The sequence below is a fragment of the Acinetobacter sp. 24-47-66 genome (assembly GCF_056779755.1).
The window spans coordinates 378,872-404,510 of record NZ_JBWYIL010000001.1; the positions used below are offsets into that span (position 1 = coordinate 378,872).

At 39.1% G+C, this 25,639-nt stretch carries 25 protein-coding genes and 1 pseudogene; 9 read left to right on the top strand and 17 right to left on the bottom strand.

Features of this window, described 5'->3' with window-relative positions:
- The 6 genes from cyoD to ppsA all read right to left on the bottom strand — a co-directional run bounded on the left by cyoD (window position 1) and on the right by ppsA (window position 7,518).
- Complete coding sequence (gene cyoD, locus AC1M84_RS01785) at window positions 1-333, bottom strand: cytochrome o ubiquinol oxidase subunit IV (protein WP_171076771.1); 333 nt, start codon at window positions 331-333, stop codon at window positions 1-3.
- Entirely contained in the window at window positions 330-947 is a 618-nt protein-coding gene (gene cyoC / locus AC1M84_RS01790) for a cytochrome o ubiquinol oxidase subunit III (RefSeq protein WP_180027638.1), read from the bottom strand. Before cyoC ends, cyoD begins: the two co-directional genes overlap by 4 nt.
- A 4-nt stretch (window positions 948-951) precedes the next feature.
- The gene (cyoB, locus tag AC1M84_RS01795; protein WP_180027639.1) at window positions 952-2,940 is read right to left on the bottom strand and encodes a cytochrome o ubiquinol oxidase subunit I; all 1,989 of its coding nucleotides are present in this window, start codon (window positions 2,938-2,940) and stop codon (window positions 952-954) included.
- Window positions 2,941-2,943: 3 nt separating this feature from the next.
- Window positions 2,944-4,008: a ubiquinol oxidase subunit II gene (gene cyoA, locus AC1M84_RS01800; protein WP_481594302.1), complete on the bottom strand. Its 1,065-nt coding sequence runs from the start codon at window positions 4,006-4,008 to the stop codon at window positions 2,944-2,946.
- Window positions 4,009-4,297: 289 nt separating this feature from the next.
- Window positions 4,298-5,059 (bottom strand): RDD family protein, encoded by a 762-nt coding sequence (locus AC1M84_RS01805; RefSeq protein ID WP_092766178.1) that lies wholly within the window; start codon window positions 5,057-5,059, stop codon window positions 4,298-4,300.
- Window positions 5,060-5,139: 80 nt separating this feature from the next.
- Entirely contained in the window at window positions 5,140-7,518 is a 2,379-nt protein-coding gene (gene ppsA, locus AC1M84_RS01810; RefSeq protein ID WP_035267067.1) for a phosphoenolpyruvate synthase, read from the bottom strand.
- 155 nt (window positions 7,519-7,673) lie between these two features.
- On the opposite strand from ppsA, the gene ppsR reads away from it, so the two are divergent.
- Window positions 7,674-8,510 carry a posphoenolpyruvate synthetase regulatory kinase/phosphorylase PpsR gene (ppsR, locus tag AC1M84_RS01815; RefSeq protein WP_035267069.1) on the top strand — a complete coding sequence of 279 codons (837 nt, stop codon included), beginning with the start codon at window positions 7,674-7,676 and terminating at the stop codon, window positions 8,508-8,510.
- A gap of 168 nt (window positions 8,511-8,678) precedes the next feature.
- On the opposite strand, the gene AC1M84_RS01820 is transcribed toward ppsR, so the two are convergent.
- From AC1M84_RS01820 to AC1M84_RS01840, 5 genes are all read right to left on the bottom strand, one after another.
- The gene (locus AC1M84_RS01820; protein ID WP_481594303.1) at window positions 8,679-9,236 is read right to left on the bottom strand and encodes an NAD(P)/FAD-dependent oxidoreductase; all 558 of its coding nucleotides are present in this window, start codon (window positions 9,234-9,236) and stop codon (window positions 8,679-8,681) included.
- A 20-nt stretch (window positions 9,237-9,256) separates the two neighbouring features.
- A complete protein-coding gene (locus AC1M84_RS01825) occupies window positions 9,257-10,186 on the bottom strand; it encodes a ferritin-like domain-containing protein (protein WP_180027641.1) in 930 nt (309 codons plus the stop codon).
- 289 nt (window positions 10,187-10,475) lie between these two features.
- On the bottom strand, window positions 10,476-11,480 hold the full coding sequence (locus tag AC1M84_RS01830; protein WP_481586991.1) for an LLM class flavin-dependent oxidoreductase: 1,005 nt from the start codon (window positions 11,478-11,480) through the stop codon (window positions 10,476-10,478).
- A 131-nt stretch (window positions 11,481-11,611) separates the two neighbouring features.
- Window positions 11,612-12,118, bottom strand: coding sequence for a hypothetical protein (locus AC1M84_RS01835; protein WP_481594304.1), 507 nt, complete (start codon window positions 12,116-12,118; stop codon window positions 11,612-11,614).
- A 201-nt stretch (window positions 12,119-12,319) separates the two neighbouring features.
- Window positions 12,320-12,748, bottom strand: a complete 429-nt coding sequence (locus AC1M84_RS01840) for a glycine zipper domain-containing protein (protein ID WP_092766183.1) — start codon at window positions 12,746-12,748, stop codon at window positions 12,320-12,322.
- Between the two features lie 401 nt (window positions 12,749-13,149).
- Between AC1M84_RS01840 and prfA the strand changes: the two genes are divergently transcribed.
- Entirely contained in the window at window positions 13,150-14,238 is a 1,089-nt protein-coding gene (prfA, locus tag AC1M84_RS01845; protein ID WP_035267080.1) for a peptide chain release factor 1, read from the top strand.
- Window positions 14,238-15,056, top strand: a complete 819-nt coding sequence (gene prmC / locus AC1M84_RS01850; protein WP_481594305.1) for a peptide chain release factor N(5)-glutamine methyltransferase — start codon at window positions 14,238-14,240, stop codon at window positions 15,054-15,056. The genes prfA and prmC overlap by 1 nt, the downstream gene beginning before the upstream one ends.
- 37 nt (window positions 15,057-15,093) lie before the next feature.
- Here prmC and AC1M84_RS01855 read toward each other — a convergent pair.
- The 3 genes and pseudogenes from AC1M84_RS01855 to AC1M84_RS01865 form a co-directional block, all read right to left on the bottom strand.
- Window positions 15,094-15,795: pseudogene (locus AC1M84_RS01855) on the bottom strand (ABC transporter permease); the annotation flags it as partial.
- Window positions 15,796-15,911: 116 nt separating this feature from the next.
- Window positions 15,912-16,883: an aliphatic sulfonate ABC transporter substrate-binding protein gene (locus AC1M84_RS01860; protein ID WP_481594306.1), complete on the bottom strand. Its 972-nt coding sequence runs from the start codon at window positions 16,881-16,883 to the stop codon at window positions 15,912-15,914.
- Between the two features lie 293 nt (window positions 16,884-17,176).
- Window positions 17,177-17,530 carry a hypothetical protein gene (locus AC1M84_RS01865; RefSeq protein ID WP_481588384.1) on the bottom strand — a complete coding sequence of 118 codons (354 nt, stop codon included), beginning with the start codon at window positions 17,528-17,530 and terminating at the stop codon, window positions 17,177-17,179.
- Window positions 17,531-17,814: 284 nt separating this feature from the next.
- Between AC1M84_RS01865 and AC1M84_RS01870 the strand changes: the two genes are divergently transcribed.
- Window positions 17,815-18,579: a 3-hydroxyacyl-CoA dehydrogenase gene (locus tag AC1M84_RS01870; protein WP_481594307.1), complete on the top strand. Its 765-nt coding sequence runs from the start codon at window positions 17,815-17,817 to the stop codon at window positions 18,577-18,579.
- 58 nt (window positions 18,580-18,637) lie between these two features.
- Here AC1M84_RS01870 and AC1M84_RS01875 read toward each other — a convergent pair whose 3' ends face one another.
- Window positions 18,638-19,564, bottom strand: coding sequence for an N-acetylmuramoyl-L-alanine amidase (locus AC1M84_RS01875; protein ID WP_481594308.1), 927 nt, complete (start codon window positions 19,562-19,564; stop codon window positions 18,638-18,640).
- 238 nt (window positions 19,565-19,802) lie between these two features.
- Between AC1M84_RS01875 and AC1M84_RS01880 the strand changes: the two genes are divergently transcribed.
- The 5 genes from AC1M84_RS01880 to AC1M84_RS01900 all read left to right on the top strand — a co-directional run bounded on the left by AC1M84_RS01880 (window position 19,803) and on the right by AC1M84_RS01900 (window position 23,527).
- Window positions 19,803-20,582, top strand: coding sequence for a HesA/MoeB/ThiF family protein (locus AC1M84_RS01880; protein ID WP_481594309.1), 780 nt, complete (start codon window positions 19,803-19,805; stop codon window positions 20,580-20,582).
- A 39-nt stretch (window positions 20,583-20,621) separates the two neighbouring features.
- Window positions 20,622-21,920: an ABC1 kinase family protein gene (locus AC1M84_RS01885; protein ID WP_481594310.1), complete on the top strand. Its 1,299-nt coding sequence runs from the start codon at window positions 20,622-20,624 to the stop codon at window positions 21,918-21,920.
- Window positions 21,921-22,039: 119 nt separating this feature from the next.
- Window positions 22,040-22,420, top strand: coding sequence for a dihydroneopterin aldolase (folB, locus tag AC1M84_RS01890; protein WP_481588379.1), 381 nt, complete (start codon window positions 22,040-22,042; stop codon window positions 22,418-22,420).
- Window positions 22,377-22,832 carry a 2-amino-4-hydroxy-6-hydroxymethyldihydropteridine diphosphokinase gene (locus AC1M84_RS01895; RefSeq protein WP_481594311.1) on the top strand — a complete coding sequence of 152 codons (456 nt, stop codon included), beginning with the start codon at window positions 22,377-22,379 and terminating at the stop codon, window positions 22,830-22,832. The genes folB and AC1M84_RS01895 overlap by 44 nt, the downstream gene beginning before the upstream one ends.
- A gap of 146 nt (window positions 22,833-22,978) precedes the next feature.
- Entirely contained in the window at window positions 22,979-23,527 is a 549-nt protein-coding gene (locus AC1M84_RS01900) for a DUF2799 domain-containing protein (protein WP_481594312.1), read from the top strand.
- Window positions 23,528-23,554: 27 nt separating this feature from the next.
- Here the strand turns inward: AC1M84_RS01900 and coq7 are convergent, their stop codons facing one another.
- On the bottom strand, window positions 23,555-24,190 hold the full coding sequence (gene coq7, locus AC1M84_RS01905; protein WP_035267094.1) for a 2-polyprenyl-3-methyl-6-methoxy-1,4-benzoquinone monooxygenase: 636 nt from the start codon (window positions 24,188-24,190) through the stop codon (window positions 23,555-23,557).
- Between the two features lie 4 nt (window positions 24,191-24,194).
- Window positions 24,195-25,514 (bottom strand): MFS transporter, encoded by a 1,320-nt coding sequence (locus AC1M84_RS01910; protein WP_179998246.1) that lies wholly within the window; start codon window positions 25,512-25,514, stop codon window positions 24,195-24,197.
- Window positions 25,515-25,639: the final 125 nt, after the last annotated feature.

Sequence of the window (25,639 nt, forward strand, 5' to 3'; positions counted from 1 at the left end):
TTAGATCATCATGTTTGAATGTAAGTAGTTCATGATCCATACAGAACCAACTAAAAGAACAGCAATAGTTAGAATTGTATAGATAAATGCAATCACGTTCCAACGTTGCTCTGAAGATGAGTTCATGTGCAAGAAGTAAACTAATTGTACAAGTACCTGAGCAACAGCTGTAATACCGATAACAGCAATAATTGCACCACGGCTGAAGCTATCAGTATTCATTGCCATGTAGAATGGAACTACAGTCAATAAAACAGAAAGTACAAACCCGATTGTGTATTGCTTTACGTTACCGTGTGATGCACCAGCAGCATTATGATCATGACTCATTATAATACTCCCATTAAGTACACTACGCTGAATACGCAGATCCATACGATGTCAAGGAAGTGCCAGAACAAGCTTAGGCAAGCAAGACGACGAGTATTGATTGTAGTCAAACCATATTTTTTGATTTGAATCATCAACACGATCATCCATACCAAACCAGAAGTTACGTGAATACCGTGCGTACCAACTAAAGTAAAGAACGCAGATAAGAACGCACTCACGCTTGGTCCATGACCAGCATGAACTAAATGATTAAATTCATAAAGTTCCATGCCGATGAAGATTGCACCGAATACAAATGTAACTGCTAACCAAGTTAGAACTTGACCAACATTTTTCTTGTAAGAAGCAAGTACCGCAAAACCAAATGTCACTGATGAAATCAAAAGTGCGAAAGTTTCAGTTAAAACGAAACCTAAAGAATCTGCAAAAAGATCCTTTGCACTTGGAGTGCCAGGTGGAATATGACTGCTTAATACAGCGAACGCGATGAAGAGTGTACCGAATAAAATCAAGTCACTCATCAAGTAAGTCCAAAAACCAAAGACCGTGATGTCTGTATCATCGTGATGATGTTCATCATGCTCGTGGTTTTCGTGATGAAGTACTTCAGCCATATCCTTAGTCCTTCTTCAAGTGTTTTTCGAGTAACGCATAACGTTCGTTTTCAATACGTTCTACTTCAGCAGCTGGAACATAGTAATCCACTTTCTTCGTGAATGAGCTCCAGATAAAGCCAATGATTGCAGAAACGAAAGAAACAATCGCTAACCACCAAATGTGCCAGATAAGTGCAAAGCCCATAACAGTGATGATCAGTGCAATAAGTACACCCGCAGCACGGTTAGTTGGCATATGAACATCTTCATATTTAGCAGGACGTGCGTAAGCTACACCATTTTCTTTGTCAGTCCAGAAGCGGTCGATACCGTTCGCTTGAGGCAGTACTGCAAAGTTATAGAATGGAGCTGGAGATGAAGTCGCCCATTCAAGCGTACGTGCATCCCATGGATCGCCTGTAACGTCACGAGTTTGTTCACGTTGTAAGAAACCAACAATGATTTGCATGATGAAACAAGCAATACCAATTGCGATTAATACAGCGCCGAATAATGCGATACCAACATATGGATCCCAGTCTGGGTTGTCATACGAGTTTAGACGACGAGTCATACCCATGAAACCTAGGATATACAATGGCATGAACGCGAAGTAGAAACCGAAGAACCAGAACCAGAAGCATGCTTTGCCCCAGAATTCACTTAACTGCCAACCGAACATTTTCGGCCAGTAGAAAGTAATACCAGCAAACATACCAAATACAACACCACCAATAATTACGTTATGGAAGTGAGCGATTAAGAATAGTGAGTTGTGTACAAGGAAGTCCGCAGGTGGAACCGCCATAAGTACACCAGTCAAACCACCGATACCGAAAGTCACTAAGAAGCCAACTGTCCAGTACATTGGTGATGTGAAGGTAATACGACCCTTATACATTGTGAATAACCAAGAGAAGATTTTCACACCTGTAGGAATCGCAATAATCATGGTCATGATACCGAAGAACGCATTAACGTTGGCACCTGAACCCATTGTAAAGAAGTGGTGTAACCATACTACGAATGCAAGAACTGTAATCGCGATCGTTGCATATACCATTGATTTGTAACCAAACAATGTCTTACGAGAGAATACAGAAGTAATCTCAGAGAATAGACCGAATGCAGGTAGGATCAAGATATAAACTTCTGGGTGACCCCATGTCCAAATCAAGTTTACATACAACATTGGGCTACCACCCATGTCATTTGTAAAGAAGTGGAAACCGAAATAACGGTCAAGCGTTAACATTGCAATTGTTGCAGTTAACACTGGGAATGATGCGATGATCAATACTGAAGTACATAAAGATGTCCACGTAAAGATCGGCATATCCATAAGACCCATGCCAGGAGCACGCATTTTAATGATGGTAACGAAGAAGTTAACACCAGTAAGAAGTGTACCAAGACCAGAGATCTGAAGTGCCCAGATATAGTAGTCAACACCAACACCAGGAGAGTATTCGATACCTGAAAGAGGAGGGTAAGCCATCCAACCAGTTGCCGCAAACTCACCAAGCGCAAGAGAAACCATCATCAAACCTGCAGCACCAGCGAATAACCAGAAGCTTAAAGAGTTTAATAATGGGAATGCTACGTCACGCGCACCAATTTGTAGTGGAACAGAAATGTTCATCATACCCACTACAAGACCCATCGCTACGAAGAAAATCATGATTACACCGTGTGCGGTGAAAATCTGGTCGTAGTGTTCAGGGTGTAGATAGCCTTCGCCGCCGCCTTTTGCAAGGAACAATTGAAGACGCATCATAATCGCATCCGCGAAACCACGTAATAACATGATCACAGAAACGATAAGGTACATAATACCAATTTTTTTATGGTCTACAGATGTGAACCATTCGTTCCACAAGTAGCCCCATTTTTTGAAATAAGTGATACCGGCAAATACTGCAATACCACCTAAAATCATCATTAACACTGTTACCTGTACGATTGGATCGTACGGGATAGCATCTACACTTAACTTACCTAAGAAGCTCATGTCTTATTCCCCTACAACTGAAGAAGCAGGTTCAGCATTTACATCAGCAACTACAGCATGACTTTCAGCTTTAGCTGAGTGATCTGCACCGTGGTAGTTTGCCATGTATTTGTTGATAATTGATTCAAACAAGCCTTTTTCAACAGAAGAGTAGTAAGTCACAGGATGAGGATGTGCCTTATATGGACCTTCTTTTTGAGCAATTTCAGCTTGTTGCTTCTCTAGATCGGTTTTAGCGTTACGAACCATCGCAGCGATTTGTTTCTCTGAACGGTTACCATCACGCAAGGTTGCAAATTCAGCTTGGTCTAAAACTGTTTTTTGAACAGCTTCAGGGTTAATTGAAGTACCGTTACCAGCTTTTACTGCAGACACCCATTCAGCGAACTTAGCTTCTGAAACAGAATGAGCCTGGAAGCGCATTTGTGTGAAACCATAGCCTGAATAGTTCGAAGAGAAACCACGGTATACACCTTCATTATCCGCAAGGACGTGAAGTTGAGTTTGCATACCCGCCATTGCATAAATCTGACCAGCTAACTGAGGAATGAAGAAAGAGTTCATTGTGAAGTTAGAGGTGATATTGAAATTAATCGGAGTTTTTTCTGGGAAACGAACTTCGTTAACTGTTGCAATTTCTTGTTCAGGGTAAACAAAAACCCATTTAAACTGTTCAGCAATAACTTGAATAGTTAAATGTGATTTCTCTGATTCTAGCGGACGATAAGGGTCATACTTGTGTGAGCCCCACCATGTTAAATACGCTAAAATACCAATAATAATACACGGGATACCCCACACTACGATTTCAATAATAGTAGAGTGTGCCCATGTAGGTTTATAGTCTGCATCTTTATTTGACGCACGATATTTCCAACTAAACCATAAAGCCATCAATGCTGATGGAATTACTACCAATAGCATGAGGTAGATCGCAGTCATCATAAGATCAGATTGACCTTGTGCTACTGGACCTTTTGAGTTTAGAAGTACCATATCACCGCCACACCCTGTTAAGAGCACGGCAAGCGTTGATAAAGACAATACAGCTAAAATTGTTTGTCTCATTTTACAACCTCGGTGAAGAGTCCCATTCCCTAATAAAATTATGGGATAGCGATTATAGTGTCACATGATTGAAAAACAGAAAATGACATTTACTGAATTTCAGTCATATGACACCGCTACGTTGTAGGGCATTATGCCCTATAACGACCAACTAAGCTATATGTAAAGTGCCTTTAAATATAAGGATTAAACCCAATTTGTTTGGTCGGAATTGGTTGAAGAATTAATTACTTTTGGTATGAAAACAGAGGCAAAACAAAGGGGAGCATTTGCTCCCCTAAGATAAAAATTATCGTTTTATGACTTTAGTTTTTGCTAATTTATCGTGCAAAGTTTGTCTTTTTTGACTTAGACCGAAGGCATGATCAATGATGGTAATGAATGGCATAAAGAGTAAATTCAATACAATAAAAATCACACTACGCAATGTGAATGCGCGCATTAAGTTTACTTGCTGTCCATTTTCAGCATCAACAATTTGAATTTTTGCTACTTTTTTTCCTAAACTCTGACCACTTTTCGCAATTAAAAATGCTTGAGCAGCTAGCATTAATACAATGTAAACCAACATTGCTTGCCAAGCTTCCATTGGAATCAATGTAAATAACTGTTCCTGTAATTTGATTGCTTGATCTGATGAGCTAGCATTCTGCATTTTTTGCTGAAGTTCAGTCAATTGAGCAACTTGTTCTTCCTGCATAAAGAATGATGGAATCACCATGGCAGGCAACCACAGCGCCAGATCAACGAGTTTAGCTAAAAATCGTGATCCAATTGAGGCAAGTTCTTGCTGTGCAGTATTTTTTTGAACATTGACACTCGAAATTGAAGGATTTGAATAGCTTTGTTGTGCTGGTGGAGTGGGTTGATAGCCTTCAGGTTGGTAATATAATTTTCCTTGAGTGAGTTCACCTAAAGCTTTCCATTCAGTCATACCTTGATGCCAGACCAAGTCTGTGAGTAAAACTTGTTGGCTCGAGAGCATTTGATTTAACTGCTCTACCGTATACGGTCCAGCTTGTTGATTATTTCTCGCCAAGTAAATTTGCATAAACCTAATTTCTCAAAAATTACTAAAAATAATGGGGTAAAAAAAAGACCCATGAGTGGGTCTTTTTTTAACATAGTTTATTAAGCTTGTTTAGTCTTTTCTTCAGATAAGAAGAACCATGTATCTAAAACTGAGTCTGGGTTGAGTGAAACAGATTCGATACCTTGTTCCATTAACCAACGAGCAAGATCTGGGTGGTCTGATGGTCCTTGACCACAAATACCCACATATTTGCCTGCTTTACGACATGCATGAATCGCCATTGAAAGAAGTGCTTTTACTGCTGGATCGCGTTCATCAAATAAATGAGAAACGATGCCTGAGTCACGGTCAAGACCAAGCGTTAACTGAGTTAAGTCATTTGAACCGATTGAGAAGCCATCAAAATGCTCTAAGAATTGTTCAGCAAGTAGAGCATTAGTTGGTAATTCACACATCATGATCACTTTAAGACCATTTTCGCCACGTTTTAAGCCATTTGCAGCAAGAAGTTCAATAACACGTTTTGCTTCAGCGACTGTGCGGACGAATGGGATCATGATTTGAATGTTAGTTAGACCCATTTCATCACGAACTTTCTTCAATGCACGGCATTCTAATTCGAAGCAGTCACGGAAGTTGTCAGAAACATAACGGCTTGCACCACGGAAGCCCAACATCGGGTTTTCTTCTTCAGGTTCGTATAACTTACCACCGATTAAGTTCGCATATTCATTTGATTTGAAGTCTGACATACGTACGATGACAGGTTTATCAGCAAATGCAGCAGCAAGTGTAGAAATACCTTCAACGAGTTTTTCAACGTAGAATTCAATCGGTGAAGAGTAACCTGCAGTACGGGTCATCACAGCTGCACGTGTTTCGCGAGGTAAGCTGTCAATATTGAGTAATGCTTTAGGGTGAACACCAATCATACGGTTGATGATGAACTCTAGACGTGCGAGACCAATACCTTCGTTTGGAATTTGAGCGAAGTCAAATGCACGATCAGGGTTACCAACGTTCATCATGATTTTGAACGGAAGTGTTGGCATAGATTCAATCGAGTTACGTTGAACTTCGAAATCTAAAGCGCCTTCGTAAATGAAACCTGTATCGCCTTCAGCACATGAAACAGTTACTTCTTGACCATCAACAAGTACTTCTGTTGCGTTACCACATCCAACAATCGCTGGAACACCGAGTTCACGTGCAATAATCGCGGCATGACAAGTACGACCACCACGGTTTGTAACGATCGCAGCAGCACGTTTCATAACTGGTTCCCAATCAGGATCGGTCATGTCAGAAACAAGAACGTCGCCATCTTGGACTTTGTCCATCTCTTTGATTGAATTAACAATACGGACTTTACCAGAACCGATACGTTGACCGATTGAGCGACCTTCACAAAGAACTGTACCTTTTTGTTTTAATAGGTAGCGTTCCATTGTGCCGACATTCTCACGGCTTTTCACAGTTTCAGGACGTGCTTGAACGATGTAAATTTGACCGTCATCACCGTCTTTCGCCCATTCGATATCCATTGGCGCACCATAGTGTTGCTCAATGATTAACGCTTGCTTAGCAAGTTCTTGTAATTCTTGATCATTTAAAGCAAATTGTTGGCGTTCAGTTTTTTCAACATCCACAACAACAACTGATTTACCTGCAGAGCCTTCTTCACCGTAGATCATTTTTTGGTGCTTAGAGCCGAGGTTACGACGCAATACTGCGTGTTTACCGGCATTTAAAAGTGGCTTAGATAAATAGAATTCATCAGGGTTTACAGCGCCTTGAACGACCATTTCGCCTAAACCGTAAGATGCAGTAATGAAGACAACGTCACGGAAACCAGATTCAGTGTCCAGTGTAAACATTACACCAGCAGCACCAGTCTCTGAACGAACCATACGTTGCACACCAGCAGAAAGAGCAACGATGTCATGATCGAAGTTTTGGTGTACACGGTAAGCAATTGCGCGGTCGTTATAAAGTGAAGCAAAAACTTCTTTAATCGCGATTAAGACGTTATCAATCCCGCGGATGTTTAGGAAAGTCTCTTGTTGTCCTGCAAAAGATGCGTCTGGTAAATCTTCTGCAGTCGCAGATGAACGAACGGCAACCGCGATCTCAGGGTTGCCGTTAGAAAGAGTTGCGAATGCATCACGAACTTCTTTTTCAAGTGCTGGAGTAAGCGGAGTATCAACGATCCATTGACGGATTTTAGCACCAGTTTCAGCAAGTGCATTTACGTCGTCAACATTGAGTTGTTTGAGCTCGGCTGAAATTTTGGCATTTAGACCACTTTGCTCAAGGAATTCACGGTAAGCTGCAGCAGTTGTTGCAAAACCACCTGGAACTGATACACCAGCATTTGCTAAATGGCTGATCATTTCGCCTAGAGATGAGTTTTTACCGCCCACGATTTCTACGTCGTGTTTACCTAATTTTTCCAGACCGATTACGCGTGCTTCCAAAGTTGTTACTCCACTTTTGCAGTATTAATCACTATCTTGGCATGATATTTTTCTGTGAAAACTTAGCAAACTTTCATTACTAAGCGACAGTCATGTAAGATCGGTTTACTATAAAGATTATATAGTACTTAGACAAATATTTGAGGATTAATTTAATGGCAGAAAGTAAAGATATTAAACGAAGTGTTTTTTTTATTTCCGATGGTACTGCCATTACGGCTGAAACACTCGGGCATTCTTTATTGGCTCAATTTCCTCATGTCGATTTTGATATTCATATCATTCCGTATATCACTACAGAAGAAGCCGCAATGAACGTCGTTGCAGAGATTAACGCGCGCGCAGAGTCTGATGGCCAACAACCTCTTGTCTTTGATACTCTTGTGGATCCCTATGTTCGGGATATCATCAATACGGCAAATGCGGTTAATTTAGATGTGTTTGAAGGGTTAATTAGTAAGCTATCTGAGGTGCTTGGAACAGCCCCTACAACTTTAGTCGGACAAACGCATGCTGTGACTGATTCTGAGTCTTATAAGGCACGTATTGATGCTGTACATTTCGCGCTGGATAATGATGATGGTGCACGTACAAGACACTATGATAAAGCAGACTTAATTTTGATTGGAGTTTCGCGTTCTGGTAAAACACCGACCTCAATTTATTTGTCATTACAATTTGGTATTCGAGTTGCGAACTATCCGTTAACTGAAGAAGATTTGGATGACAACCGTTTGCCAGCAGTTTTACGTCCACATAAGCATAAATTGTTTGGATTAATGATTGATGCTGATCGTTTGGTGGCAATTCGATCTGAACGCAAAGCCAACAGTCGTTATGCAAGTTTTAGCCAATGTCAGATGGAATTGCGTGCAATCGAAGGTATTTATATTTCTGAAGGGATTAAATATCTAAATGTTTCAGAAATGTCGATTGAAGAAATCTCAACACGAGTATTGCAAATGACAGGCTTGAAACGCCGGATTGGTTAAATTGGTAAATCTAATTTAATAAAAAAGAAGCACTAGCTGTGCTTCTTTTTTATTAAGAGATTAATCGTCATAAATACTCATAAAATTCAAAAATTATATAATTCAAGTGTCTATAATTTCATCATAAAATGTCATTTAGATTCGCATTTATCTACAAAATGATGATCACTATTCGTACGTTGTAATAATAATATCTACTAAGTGTTCGATTCCTTCCATACTTTGAACGGCATTTTCAGTAATTTTCACGACTGGCCATGTGATCAATTTACAGTTTTCTCGCTGTAAGGCGTTGTAATAATGATCGGATTTAAAAAATATTTTTTGCGACGAAGCTGGATTTGGCATCAATTGTCTTTTTAACCAAGTATCTGAAATCTGAGAATCTAAATATCGTATTGCCAAAGTCGTCTTAATTCGCTGATTAAATAATCGTTTATTTTTAGCGATGAGGGGATGAGCAATAATTTTTTGAATCCCTTTTTCAGTGTGTGGCAAAACGAAATGAGGTGTCATTTGAAATACTTTGACGAATAGCGCATTTTGACAAACCACATCTAAATGTGAAACTGACATTTGATTGGCACCAATAATCGCGACCTTTAATCCTGAAAAATCGGTTTGTTTGAGGTCCTCAGCTGAGATAATTTTTCCTTTAAAGTTGGAAAAATACTCAGCTTCATTATGAAAGAACGAATCCGTGTGGGCTTTATTCCTTTTTTTCATTTCTGTACCTAATTATTGTTTTAGTGGGTTGCTTTTGGTTCTGCAGTTAATTCATATATCCAAGAAGGGATTTTAGGTAAAGATTTTTCTGGAATCTTATCAGTCATTTTTACCATGGTGTCGACAGGGATATGAAACCATTTATTACGTCGGTTCATGGCACTTCGTGCATGGAAGTTAATAATTTGATACCAAGGATTACGACGACCTTCTGCAGTACGTCCACCTATTCGAGCAAATTTGTGCATCGCTGCATAGAGCTTTTCTTCTGGCAGACCTAGTTTAATCACATTATCACGCATTTTATTAATGAGTGGTAAGTAGGCAAGAATACCAAGTAATAAACGTGGATCTACAACTCGCGCAGCCATTTTAGAAAGCTCAATAAAGGTTTTATTGTAGCCTTGATCCTCCATGACACTAAATCCAACACCTAAATGACGAGCTTCATCGCCATTAATCAGTTTAAAAGCTTGATGGCAAACTGGGTCTTCTACAGTATCCAATAGGAATGTACAAAGTGCACCATCAAGAGCGACTTCCAGCATCGGAATGACAGCACCTAGAATATAGAAGGGCATTTCATCAGCATAAGTGTCGAGCCATTCGATAATCAGTCTTAAATTTTTATTGGGTTTAGGAATATCGCCTTCAAGCATACCCCATCTTTTCATCAGTGCCATTTCGGCATTGGCGTGACGCTGTTCCTCAGCGTGGAAAATGGCATACATTTCGCGAAGCGTATCTGTCGGTGCTTTTTTTGACATCGCAGAAAATGCACGAGCACCTACATGTTCGATCCACATTAGATCAGCCATAAAATCTTTAAGCTTGGGCCACTGTTCTGCGGTGACTAATTCTTTGCCAGGAGCATCCCAGTCAATATCCGAGAGTGTCCATTGAGTATGTTTTACTTTATCCAACATTTTTTCTAAGTCGATAGAGGCCATGTTATACATCCGTATTTATTTTTTAATCATGAAATTTTATCGCTTAAAAATGTGATGTGTTTTGCAGAAGTGCTTATTTTAGTTTGATATAAAATGCCAAATTTTAAGTATTTGATTGTGAATAATTAATATTATTGGTTAAAAGAATTGTTTCATTGGAATAGTCTTTTAGGGACATTTGATGTCATTTATTGCCAATAGTTGTTTGACAAACTCAAGAAATGAAAGAGTAATTAATTATAGATTTGAAATCAAAACCATTACTCAATCATTTCAGGATTTTTTTGATCTAAGCATTTTGCTTAATTTGCATTAAATACTCAAAGTTTTGAATGCGTTTGTCTGTATCGTAGATATCACAGGTAAAAATAAACTCATCTACATCATAAGGCACCAGTAGTTGTTCAAGACCTTGTTTCACTGTTTCTGGTGATCCGATTTGAGCCATTGCGTAAAAATTGTCAACTGACATCTTTTCTGGAGCAGACCAAATTCCATCCATTGATTTAACTGGAGGTTTGAGTTTTAAGCTTTGCCCACGCATTAAGCCTAATACACGTTGATAAGCGCTAGTAGCCAAGTATTCAGCTTCTTCATCAGTATCAGCTACAACAGTTGGAACGCCCATAGATACATAAGGACGATCCAAATATTCAGAAGGTTCGAAGTTTTCTCTGTAAAGTTGAATCGCTTGACCCAGCATACGAGGGGCAAAGTGAGAAGCAAAAGAATAAGGTAAGCCAAGTTTAGCTGCCAATTGTGCGCTAAATAAGCTAGAACCTAACAGCCATACGGGAACATGTGTTCCTTGACCTGGTGTCGCTTTGATTCTCTGATGTGGCGATGGTTCCCCCAAATAGCTCAAAATTTCGAGCACGTCTTGTGGAAATTGATCTTCAGTCTCTTGACGACCTCGGCGTAAGGCACGCATGGTCAATTGATCTGTACCTGGTGCGCGTCCTAGTCCGAGCTCAACTCGATCAGGATAAAGCGTTGCTAGTGTTCCAAATTGTTCTGCTACAACAAGTGGTGCATGATTAGGCAACATGATTCCGCCAGAACCTACTTTTAAAGAGGAGGTGTTAGCAAGGATATAGCCTAATAACACAGCTGTAGCTGAGCTAGCGATACCATCCATATTATGGTGCTCTGCAAGCCACAGTCGTTTAAAACCCAATTGTTCGATTTTTTGTGCTAACTCCAAAGCATGCTGTAGTGAAAAAGCAATCGTTTTATCATCACGTACAGGAGCGAGTTCCAATACTGAAAACTCGATATCTTTTAAGCTTCGCATAACTTTCTACTCTTTTGAACACTCATAAAGATGTTAATACGAACTTGAGTATTTGTATATTGAAAAAAAACGATATAAGTGTAAATAAAAAAGCGCTCTAAGTTGAGCGCTTGAATTCTAAGAGTTTGGGATTAGCGTTTACCGTTTTTATACCAGCCTAAATGACGACCATTGTCACTTCTGTAATTACGGTCATTATAACGATAGTTTGAATTGCGATAACCGCTTTCACGGCGATCATAACGATCTCTATAGTCATCTTCGCGACGGTCTTCAGCCACTTTTTTTCCCAAAACTGAACCACCAGCTGAACCTAATGCAGCCCCAGCATAACCAGCATTTGTTCCGCCCATATTATTACCAACGGTGTAACCACCAGCACCACCTAATGCAGCACCAATTGCAGCAGCATTACGATCTTTTTTGTTCGCTGATGCAGCTGCGCCACCAGCACCACCAATCGCTGATCCGATCATTGCTCCAGTCGAGCCACCCATTTGTTGACCAATCGCAGCACCAACGACTCCACCTAAAGCAGATGTGAGGGCAACTCTAGACGAACTATCAGCATAAGCAGTTGTTGTACTCAAGGCCGCAGTTGCGATCACAGCAGCAAATAATTTTGAATTAAATTTCATGGTGAACTCCTTGTCGAAGTCTTATATTTGATGGTTTTAATTTAATCCAAATTTCTGTAATCATTTGGGAGAGCAAGTTGCTGGTTTGTATTTTTCTCTCCCTAATTTATCCATAATTAATTTGTTAATAAAAAAATGCGCCCTAAGGCGCATCGAGGTGAATACAGAGTATTCAAAGGGGAAACTATCGATCAGATTATATTAACGACGACTATGTTTTTTCTTTTTCCATTTACGATCTTGACGTGAATCATATGCTTTGTCTTTCGCAATTTTGTTACCAAGAGCAGCACCACCAGCAGCACCTAAAGCAGAGCCGATATAACCGCCATTGGTTCCACCCATACTATTACCTACGGTATAACCCGCACCGCCACCTAATGCACCACCAATAGCAGATTCAGTACGGTTACGTTTATTACTAGCAACAGCAGCACCACCAGCACCACCAAGTGCTGCACCTAAAGTTGCACCTGTTGTACCACCCATGTTTTTACCAATTGCTGTACCTGCTACACTACCTAAAGCACTCGCAGCAGCGACACGCGCTGTACTGTCTGCATGTGCAGATACCGTGAACATTGATGCAGTGGCTAAGGTGGCTGACATTAATAGGGTATTCAATTTCATGTGTGACTCCATGTCCTTGTTCGTGGACGAGTAATAATTCGTTGAGCACAATGTAACAAGAATTGAAGCGCTAAATATGTAGAAGTTAACCTAGAGTTTTACGTTTTGGTTGCACAATGTTGTTTTTATATTACAGCTGATCATTCAATATGCATTATTGGGCTGATTAAGAAGAAACTATGGAGAGTTGATTCAGTAAACATTTTTTAAACTTGGCAGTTATGGAGCTAATTTTTGATTATCCATTAATTGGGTGTGACAAGGATCGAAAAATGGTTTTGCAAAGTCATTCTATATAAATATGTTAATTGAATGTCAGAGTCGTTAAACTACTCGCAATTTTAGAAATATTAATTTAAGGCAGTCCTTAAGTTAATCCAGTATTAGAGATTTTATTTAACATGAAAGAATCGTTACGTTTACGATTAGACCAACTTTGTGATCGTCATGAAGAATTAGAAGCGCTATTGGCTGATGTTGAAGTCATTTCCGACAATAAGCGTTTCCGTAATTTGTCACGTGAACACAATGATTTGACAGAAATCACCACTGTTTGGAAAAAATATACCCAAGCGGAAGAAGATATTGTAACGGCTGAAGCAATGTTGTCAGATCCTGACTTTAAGGAAATGGCACAAGAAGAAATTAAAGAGAATAAAGCATTAATTGAATCTTTAGAGGCAGAATTGAATATTCTGATGATTCCGAAAGATCCAAATGATGCGAACTCTGCATATCTGGAAGTACGTGCAGGGACAGGTGGCGATGAAGCTGCGATTTTCTCTGGTGATTTATTCCGTATGTACAGTAAATATGCTGAATCACAGGGTTGGCGTGTCGAAATCCTTTCTGAAAATGAAGGTGAACATGGCGGTTACAAAGAAATTATTTGTTTAATTAATGGTGAAGGTGTTTACGGACGCTTAAAATTTGAAAGCGGTGCTCATCGAGTTCAGCGCGTTCCTGCAACTGAATCACAGGGGCGAGTTCATACTTCAGCTTGTACCGTTGCAATTCTTCCTGAAATTGATGTTGATACGACTGTAGATATTAACCCTTCAGACTTGCGTATTGATACTTATCGTGCATCTGGGGCGGGTGGTCAGCACGTTAATAAAACGGATTCTGCTGTGCGAATCACCCATATTCCGACAGGTACTGTTGTTGAATGTCAGGAAGAGCGTTCACAACATAAGAACAAAGCAAAGGCAATGGCATTATTGGCATCTCGTCTTGAGAATGCTAAACGTGCAGCAGCTGATGCTGCGACATCTGAAATGCGCCGTGATTTGGTGGGTTCAGGTGATCGTTCAGAACGTATTCGTACCTATAATTATCCTCAGGGTCGTATGACTGATCATCGTATTAACTTAACTTTATATAAGTTGGATGCAGTGATGGAGGGAGATTTAACTGAGCTTTTAGATAGCTTACATCGTGAATATCAAGCGGATCAATTGGCAATGCTTGCACAGCAGAATGGTGGTTAATGAACATTCAACAAGCGCTTGCACTGCGTGGTGAGCCTGAAAGTTATGAGCGTCAAGAAAATGCTTGGTTGCTCGAACATATCACTAAAATCGATTCATTCGATTTGGTGATGAAGAAGGATAAAGAGCTCACTGCAGAACAAGAGCAGGCGTATCGAGAGGCGATTGCTCGGATTGAAGCAGGTGAGCCTTTAGCTTATGTCACAGGTTTGCAACCTTTTTGGACATTGGACTTAAAAGTGACGTCCGATACTTTGGTGCCTAGACCAGACACCGAAGTTTTGGTAGAGACAGTTTTAAAGTTAGAGTTGCCTGAGGATGCGCGCGTTGTAGATTTAGGAACTGGAACAGGCGCCATTGCATTGTCACTCGCTTCCGAACGTCCTAATTGGTCTTTAACAGCAACCGATATTTATGAGCCTACATTGGAAGTCGCTAAATTTAATGCTGAGCAACATGACTTAGATCAGGTTCAATTTGTATTAGGCAGTTGGTTAAAACCGTTTGGGCGTCAATTTTTTGATGTCATTGTGTCTAATCCGCCTTATATTGATCCAGCAGATGAACATATGCACAATTTGGCGACCGAGCCTCAACGTGCATTAATCTCTGATAAAAAAGGTTTAGCGGATCTTGAGCAAATTATTTTACAAGCCAAGAAGCATCTGACTGTTGAAGGTTGGGTGGTACTTGAACATGGATATGATCAAGCAGACGCTGTTCAGCATCTATTTCGTCAAGCAGGTTATAAGAAAGTGAGAACCGTTAAAGATTATGGTGGTAACGATCGCGTGACTTTAGCACAATGGCCTCATTAGAAATAAAAAAGCGACTTTAGGTCGCTTTTTTATTGATTCATCTTTTGATGACATCACGCCATAACAATAATTTTGATTCAAATACTTTCATTATGGTATCCGTGATTTTTCCCAATATTGCCAATAAAATAATAGCAATGATCACAATATCTGGACGCGATGTTTCACGTCCATCGCTTAATAAATATCCAATACCTTGCGTTGCTGCAATGAGTTCAGCGGCAATCATGAACATCCAAGCTAAACTCAAACTATTGCGCAAGCCTGTAAGGATAGATGGAGAAGCTGCGGGTAAAACGATTTGGTAGATTTGTTGCCAGCGATTCAGTCTATACACTTGAGCCAACTCAATCAATTTTCGGTCGACACCATGAATACCAGCCACAGTATTGGTATAGGTTGGAAAAAAAGCACCAATCGCAATGAGGGTGATTTTTGAGGATTCATCAATACCAAGCCATAACAAAAGGAGGGGAATCCACGCAAGACTAGGAATTGACTTAATTGCAGAAAAGGTCGGTTCAATAAACTCTTCTACATGGCGATTGAGCCCAACCAAAACTGCAAAAAATAGTGCTAAACCACTACCAATAGCAAACCCTAAAAACACTCGCCATGTACTTGCCCAAATATGTTGACCTAAATCATTCTGAGCAAATTCTTGCAGGGAAACAAATAAGCTACTTGGTGCAGGTAGCAGATAAGGTTCAACTACACCACCTCGAACCAAAATTTCACACAGCAGTACCAGTAATACAGGGAGGAAAATACCTTTCAACCATTTATTTCCTTTTGTCGACAGTTGTGATTGGACATTGATATTCCGATGCTCAATCGCTTTTTCACTGATCGCCATTATTTTGTCACCACTTTTTGAGCGAATGAGGCATTAAATAACTGTTGAATAACTTGATTTACATTTGTTCCTTTACGAACTAAGTCTTCTTCAGTCAAGATTTTGCCGGATTTTTGTAGTGCATTAATGTGTTGGGCTTTAGGAATATTTTGATTAAAGTTAGTACGCTGAAGCTGAAGTTTTGCAACCTCTAAAGGTAGTTTAGCTTCAGTGGCGAGTAACTGCGCCAGTTTATCTGGATTGGCTTTTGCCCATTTACGTGCTTGCTCATACGCTTTAATTACGGCTTCAATTGCTTCTGGGCTAGATCGAGTAAATGGCTCTTTGACGCTTAGCACGCTATAACTATTAAAGCCTACATTACGATAAAGCAGTTTTGCACCTGACTGGACTTGAGTTGATGCCATCAAAGGGTCTAAGCCAGCCCAAGCATCCACTTGTTTACGCTCTAACGCCGTTTTGCCATCTGGATGCTGTAAATGAACAAGCTGTACATCTTTTTTATTCAATTCAACGGTATCTAAAGCCTGTAGCGTAAATAAAAATGGGTCAGTTCCTTTTGTCGCGGCAATTTTTTTACCTTTTAGATCTTTTAGGGATTTAATCGGGGAATCTTTTGGCACGACCAAAGCTGTCCACTCAGGTTGGCTTTGGATATAAATCGTTTTAACAGGGCTACCATTGGCACGACTTAATACAGCGGCAAGACCAGCTGTTGAAGCAAAATCAACACTGCCGCTATTGAGATATTCTAAGGAGCGATTACTGCCTTGACTAAATACCCATTTGATTTTGGTATTGGGTAAAGCCTTTTCTAATAACTTTTGATTTTTAACCACTAAGCTCGTAGGAGCATAATAGGCATAATCCAGTTTGATTTCCTTAGGGAGGGCAGCAATAGCTCCACTATGAACAACACTAATTACTAAACCCAACAGTCCTAATTTCAATAGAGATATTGATTTTTTCACTAAAGTACCTGATTTAATTCGCTAAATTTTCGATATAAATAGCCTTTCAGATGATTTGTGACAAAAAAGAAAATGAGATATTAAAAGAATAAATTTTGATAAAGTTAAAATTATGAGTTAACACATTGAAATCAAATCAATATTTTATAAATATTGTGGTTTTGTGAAAATATAGTGATTTATCAGAACTTTATATGAATTAGTGCAATGAGATGAAGGTCACATAATTTAATATAATAAGACTAAGAGAGAAAATGAGACCAAACCCTATGAGTTTGATCTCAACACTCAAATTATACAAAATACTCAGTTGAAATATCGCTCACTTCAAGAAGGTCTAATGAGTCTGACTCCAAAGCCAAGCATAGCGCCACTACTTTTAGAGTGTCCGAAATTTTCGAAGCATCTTTTAACGCAATGCCAGATTTCAGTTCATTAAGACGTTCAGTTGAAATATCTAACGCAAGTGCAGTTTCACTTGCATCTTGAGTGTCTAGGAAATGATTGATTGCATTTTTTAAATCTATTTCAGATGCATTCAGAATGCTCATTTGAAGCTGCTCTGAAATTCGATCTGCATCTTGGTTAAGTGAATGGGGGAAAGTTTGAGCAAAATTTTGCTCTAAGACATCGATCATTTTAAACATGATTGAACCTTTAGGAGATATGGCAAACTGCCGAAATGAATAAGATTAAAATAGTCTAAATATTAGCCGAATTCAAAAGAATAACGATGACTGTATGGTTTTTAAATCATGTCGCTAAAGCAAACTTAACTGTAATGTGTGATTAATTTTTTTTATATAAAATAAATATTAAATTATAACTATTTTGAATTTTTATACCAATTGGTCACTGAATAAATTGAATCTGTATTAGAGGAGGATTACCCTAAAGCCAACTTAAAACTAAAAAAAGGATAATGAGATTTATGAATATTCAAGGAAAAGTGATTGTTATTACAGGTGGCGCTTCTGGGTTAGGTGCGGCGACAGCAGCTTATCTCCAACAGCAGGGTGCTCGTGTGGTAATTGTTGATATGAATGCATCTTTGGGCGAGCAGACGGGTCAAGAAATTGGTGCAGAGTTTATTCAACTAGATGTAACTGATGAAAAAGCAGTTGAATTATTCTTTGCACACATACAAGGAAAATATGGACAATTAAATGGTTTAATCAACTGTGCTGGTATTGCACCATCAGCTAAAGTGCTTGGTCGCGATGGTCTGCATGCCTTAGATATGTTCCAAACAGTGCTGAATATCAACGTCAGTGGAACCTTTAATATGTTGCGCTATGCTGCGCAATTAATGTCACAGTATACGCTTTCGGGGGAAGAGGAAGAACGCGGTGTCATTGTGAACGCGGCTTCAGTTGCTGCTTTTGACGGTCAAATTGGTCAGGCTGCATATTCTGCATCCAAGGGCGCTGTTGTTGGTATGACTTTACCATTGGCGCGTGAGTTAGCACGTGAAAAGATCCGTGTTATGACTATTGCGCCAGGAATCATGGAAACCCCAATGCTCAAAGGTCTTCCGCAAAATGTGCAGGATGCATTGGGAAAGATGGTTCCATTCCCACCACGTTTAGCTAAACCTGAAGAATTTGCGAAACTGGTTGGACATATCTTTGAAAATTCATATTTAAATGGTGAAGTGATTCGATTGGATGGCGCAATTCGTATGGCGCCAAAATAATATATGAAAATCAGTTTAGTCTTCACTTAAATAGACGACTAAACTGATCTCAGATGTTTTATGGTGAAATCGCCGGACGAGCTACATTTCGATACTTCTCAAGTAATGCATCAAGGCGGGCTACGGTTTCAATATCCGCCATACCATCATATTTTTCAGGATAAAAATGCATTTGGAATGCGGATACAACATTTTGAGTGACTTGATCATATTGACCAGTGACAGGAATGTTATATCCGTATAATGCCAATTTGCTTTGTAACGAAGCAATATCATTCTTCCAAGGATGATAGGTACGATAATAATTTACAGTGTCGTTATCGTACCAAGCACCGATGTTATAGTCTTCATATAAACGTTTCCAAGGAAATAGCGGACCTGGATCAAATTTACGACCTGGAGAAATATCACTGTGCCCCAAAATTCGGTCGGGTCTGATCTCGTATTTTTTAGTAATTTTTAAAATAATATCTGCAAGGACTTCGATTTGTTGTTTTGATGAAAATGGATACCATCGACGTTGCATCAAAGGGAGTTGTTCATCGTCTGCAGGGAAACCGAGATTTTCAATTTCAATGCCGATACTTGAGGCATTCAAACTACTGTTGGTCTGCCAAGAACTCGCGCCAGCATGCCAAGCTCTTTTATCATCAGGCACAAGACGGTACACAGTAAATTTACCATTGGTTGGTAATTCGGGTACAAAATAGTGACTACTGGCAGGGAAATTAGGATCTTTAAACAAAGCTAGAGTTTCGTCTTTAGATACTGCTGTGTAGTGCAGAATCAAGAACATTTGCCGATTGTCTTGATTCGGTGAAGTGTTCTCTTCGTCCAGATCATAAAGCGTGCTTTCTATATATTCTGGTTGGGTATCCGAACCTTGATTGACGTATGTAATGTTGGTGATCTTTTCATCTTTACATGCCGTCAGGAATAAACTCGACATTAATAATGTAGCGAGTGCTAAAATTTTTTTATTCATAAGTATAACTGTCATTTATTGGATTTAGATATTTTTAAAATCAATTGCTAGTGAAGCAATTATTGAGATTATGTTTATAAATAATTAAAAATAAAATAAGAAAAATTAAATATCTAATCGAATTGTAACAATAAGGTATGGATCTTCTAAGGTAAAAATTATCTTCAGAATTATATGAATAGACTGGTTATTTATTCGGTATCATAGGCTTATACAAGCATGAAATCAGGGTGTTTAGGTGAGTGATAGCATTGAACTGAGTGATGTTGAGCTACAGTTGTACGCAAGACAAATATTACTAGAGGATTGGGATATTGATGCACAAGAAAGATTAAAGCTGTCCAATGTGCTTATTATTGGTTGTGGTGGAATAGGGTGTTTGACTGCAGAGTTATTGGCGAGAGCAGGCGTAGGTAAATTGACACTCATCGATGCTGATACTGTAGAAATCAGTAATTTACAGCGACAAATTGCCTTTGATCATCATGATGTGGGTTTTTACAAAGCTGAAGTGTTAGCAAAGAAAATTTCTCAAATTAATCCTTATATTAAGATTGAATACATCACTTCAAAAATTGATTTTAATAATGCTGCCGCACTGATTACACATCAAGATCTTGTGTTAGATGGTTGTGATAATTTTGAAACCCGTTATTTGGTCAATCAAATCTGTAAGGATGCAAATGTTCCACTCATTAGTGCATCTGCGATTGGTTTGCAGGGTCAGTTATTTATGGTGGATGGTGAATCAGCGTGTTATGAATGTCTTTTTCCAAAACAAGATCATGCAGATGAGAGTTTGAGGTGTGCAGATTCAGGAGTTTTATCAACAACTCCTAACGTGATGGCAAGTATGCAAGCACATCATGCGCTATTATATCTGGGGTTAAATTTAACACCATTAAAACAGAAGATCCTTCTATGGAATGGATTGAACATGCAACAGCGAATTTTGAATTTTGACAAGGATAAAGAATGTCAAATCTGTCACAGCAGTCAATCCGCAAAGACAATTTAATTTGCTACACTCAACATATCGAAATTTAATATCGACATTATGAAAAATAATATTTGGTTAGATGGTTTACGCTCAGTGGCCCGTGTAGGTGAAACTGCGGTCATTGCTGCGCGAGCAGGGATTAAATACGCGACAGAAAAACCGAGTAATGCGAAATTAATGCGCGAAACTTTCGAGTCACTTGGTTCAACGTATATTAAGTTGGGACAGTTTATTGCCAGCACGCCTTCATTATTTCCACGTGAATATGTTGAGGAATTTCAAGGGTGTTTAGATCAGACACCTAAACTCCCATTTAGCTATATTGAAAGTGTCTTGAATGCTGAGTTTGAAGGTCGCAATTTAGGTGAAATTTTCGCATCTATTGATGAAACGCCATTAGCTTCTGCTTCGATCGCACAAGTTCATGCTGCTAAATTGGTGAGCGGCGAAGATGTCGTGATCAAAGTGCAAAAACCTGGTGTTGAAACCATTCTTTATACGGATTTAAATGTCCTACATTGGGCGACCAAGATTCTAGAGAAGGCAGTTCCTAAAGTAAAATTTGCTTCACTTGCGGATATTGTTGAAGAAATCAAAACACGTATGGTTCGTGAAGTTGATTTTATTGAAGAAGCAAAAAATATTGATGATTTTGTTAATTATCTGCACATTACTCAAAATACCAAAGCGACTGCACCAAAGGTATATCATCAATATTCCACACGCCGTGTCCTGACAATGCAGCGTCTGTATGGCGTGCCGTTGACGGATTTCGATGTGGTTCGTCAAGTTTCTAAAGACCCATCACAGGTTTTGATTACTGCCATGAACACATGGTTTGGTAGTTTGATGATGTGTGAAAGTTTCCACGCAGATTTACATGCTGGCAACCTCATGCTTTTGGATGATGGTCGCATTGGATTCATTGATTTTGGTATTGTGGGACAATTAAAGCCTGAAGTATGGACGGCATGTATTGCTTTCATGGATGCATTGCAAAATACCAATTATCCATTGATGGCAGAAAATATGCTGAAAATGGGCATGACCAATACGCAAATTGATACAACAGTTTTGGCAAACGATTTAGAACGATTATTCAGTGGCGTGCTCACCGCTGATCCTCAGCAAATTCTGTCGTCTAATCCAGCCGACTTAAATGACATCATGATGGATATGGTGGCTGTAGGTGAGCGTCATGGCATCCGTTTCCCACGGGATTTCGCATTGCTGTTTAAACAAATGCTTTATTTTGATCGTTTTATGAGAATTCTTGCGCCGTACACTGATATTTATGCAGATCAGCGCTTACAAATGGTACAAACAATCGATCCTAATCTTTTGTTGAAACATTAAATCTTAAACAAGTGTTAAAATATAAAAGCAAATCCTCAATAGAAGAGGATTTGCTTTTATCGCCTCCCGTCAAGTGTACTATCACTGTTCGATAGTTTACGAAAAGGTCATGATTGAAGATGGATTCCATATTAATTGAAGGATTGAAAGTTGAAACAGTCATTGGATGTTTTGACTGGGAACGGCAAATCATTCAACCATTATTGCTTGATCTTCATATTGAGACAGATTTAGAGCAGGCATCAAATTCAGATCTTCTCGCTGATACTTTAAATTATGCTGAAATTTGTGAAATCGCGACTCAGACAATTCAAAAAGCTCAACCTGAATTAATTGAATTTGCTGCAAAAATTGTTCTCGAAGCTTTGTTTGATCAATATCCAGCAATTGAGTCTATTCAAATTACTGTGCGTAAGCCTGCCATTATTCCACAAGCCAATTCAGTAGGAATTCGTCTTGAAAGACACCGTAATGATTTACGCGCTAGCATTGGCGAGTAATAGCCAACCGCACAATCATCTGGTGAATGCATTAAAACAAATTGCGTCATTGGGATGTATTACGCGTTCTCCCATCTATGTCATACCTTGTCGAGATGGTGTTGGACAAGATTATTGGAATGCTGCATGTTTATTAGAATCAAAGCAGCAAGTCAATGAAATTACCAATCTTTTAAAAGCGCTGGAAAAAGCTTCTGGTCGAGTCCGTCCGTCACATGATATCTCTTTGGATGTAGATCTCATTGCATGGGGAAATACGCTCCAAAATATGCAATTTAATCCAAAAAAAATGCCACTAGCCTTAGATGTTAAAATTCCAATGTTTGATATTTGGGAAAATCCATTATTTGAGCATGAAGCGCATCATTTTTCTCAAGTGTCACTAGATGGTTCATTTTCTAAAATAGGATGAGTTTCGCCGAATAGTCCATCGGTAGTATTGATCAAATATGTCTTTGATACGCAAATAGGCTCTGATTTAACAATAATCGGCTTCTTTTGAATGGACTAATTTTTATAATACGGCACTTCAAAATAAATAAGCTCCATATCAAGAAGATGTATAAAATTATTGTGTTAAGCGCAATTTTGGCGTTGCTCTCAGGTTGTTCAACGCTTTCCCCTCAAGAGTGTCGAACTGCTCAATGGTCGGAAATAGGTGAAAAAGATGGAAGCAGTGGTTATTCGAATCGCATTGTTAAACATCAAAAAGCCTGTTCAAAAGTGAATATTGAACCTGATCACAAGTTATATGAACAAGGTTACCAAATTGGGCTTCGTTCATATTGTCAACCCGAAGTTATTTTCGATGGAGCTTTGGATGGAAGAGGTGGGTATAGGGTTTGTCCATCAGAGTTACATGCCCAATTAGCACCCTTTTATAATGTGGCCGATCAGTACTATCGTTCTAAGAAAGACAAAGATGCTAAAGATAAAAAAATTGAAACATATCGAGACTACTTGCTGGATGACAAAATCACCAAAGAAAAGCGGGAAGAGTATCTTAAGAAAATAAAGTCCTTAAAGCAGGATAAATTGCGGTTAGATTTGAATTTTAATCATGCTGAGCGTGAATTAAATAAGTTTAGACGATTCCATCATCTATAAAAAATGCGGCCCATGAGCCGCGTTTTTTTAAATATAATAACTTGTTTTGGTCATGAGTTTGGATATACCCGTCATTGCGATTTTGACCGCAGCTGGTAATTCCACACCACCTGCATTTAGTGCAGTATCTCGATGCTGAAGTTCATCATGATTCATCTGTGTCAAAATTTGACGAGAGCGGGCATCATGTGGTGGGAGTTGATCGAGATGGTGTTGCAGATGCAGACTCACTTGACGTTCAGTTTCTGCAACGAAGCCTAAACTGTATTTGTCACCAGCAATACCTGCAATCGCACCCATACCAAAAGAAAGACCATACCATACAGGATTAAGTAGACTTGTATGACTATCTAACTCTTTTAAACGATCTTCACACCATGCTAAATGATCTTGTTCTTCAATCGCGGCATGCTCCATTTCACGACGAACATTAGGCAACTTAGCTGTCAATGCTTGACCGTGATAAAGCGCTTGAGCACAGACTTCACCACTGTGATTAACACGCATGAGTCCAGCAACATGCCTTGCTTCACTCACTGCGAGATGAGTCTCTGCTTGACTTGCTGGATTTTCACGTTGAGAGGTGGTGGTGCCTGGAACCAAACTACGCAGTGCTTGATCAAATGAATGGATAAATTTATCTAGACCTGTGTAGTGACGCATAACCTTAATCCTCTAAATCAATTTGAGCATTTTTTAACATTGGTTTTAAGCGTGTTAATAACCAAATCGTGTACAGAGCACTCAATATTGCTGTAATACTGAATAGAATCTTAATATCAATACTTAAGATACTTAAAATAATAATGGAGAATATAGCAGAAGACACCATGAATACTGCATTCATAATGTTATTAGCAGCCACTACGCGAGCACGATGTGAACACGGTGAATAGGCTTGCATCATGGCATACAGCGGAACAATATAAAAACCACCACTGATCCCCAATAAAGTAACTGCAATCATCACATGATAATAAATCATACCAGAATTAAACATGTCTGATATGCCAATAAAATCGCCAGTCCTTTCAGGAACAAAGGCTAAACTTCCTGCTAAATAGAAGGCGAAAACGGTTAAGCCTACTGCACCAATAGGCACCATTTTAATATTGACCTCTGAGCCACCAATTTTTCGGCATAGCAATGAACCTACACCAATACCCACAGAAAAAAAGGTAAGGAGGAGGCTGACCACATTTTCATTGGCGTGCAGATTTTGCTGAGTCATTTGAGGAATTTGAGTTAAATAAGTCGCGCCGTAAAACCAATACCAAGAATTACCCAATAAAATGGTAAAGATGAGGGGTAAACTTTTTGCATAACGTATGGTTTGAAAACTGGTTCGAAAGAAATTCCAATCGACATTGATATGATTTTCACGGACTTTTTGTTTGAGAATGAAGCGACTACAAATATAACCAAGTATCGCGATGGTCACGACCGTCAGGCTGATCCAAACTAAGTTGCCTTCAGAGTTTGAAATCACTACACCACCCAAGATCATCCCCATCAATATTGCAATGGAAGTACCTGACTGGAATAAAGCATTACCCGACATCAATTCATTCGGTTTTAATATTTCAGGGAGAATGGCGTATTTAATCGGTCCGAAGAAGGTACTGTGTGTACCCATGAGGAACAATGCAAATAACAATAGCCATAAATTGCCGAGTAAAAATCCAGCAGTACCAATCAGCATAATCAAGATTTCAAGCAATTTGATATTACGAATCAAGAAAGAGCGTTCGTATTTGTCTGCAATTTGTCCTGCAGTCGCTGAAAAAATGAAGTAAGGTAGAATAAAGAGAAGTGCGGCTAGATTATTCAGTGTGCTTACGCTTGCGGTCTGTTGTTGAATCCAACCATAGGTAATGACAAGCAATAAGGATTGTTTAAAGACATTATCGTTTAAGGCTCCAAAAAATTGAGTCAAAAACATAGGTAAAAAACGGCGCGAACTCAGGAGATGCTCTTGTTTTTGCATGACAATTCAGCTTTTTTAAAAATTATTAAGAAATGTGATGATTTAGTAACAATATCGGAAAATCATGTATCATATTTTCATCCTAAAAATTTTGAAAATACTAGAAATTTGATTCAGTTAGCTTG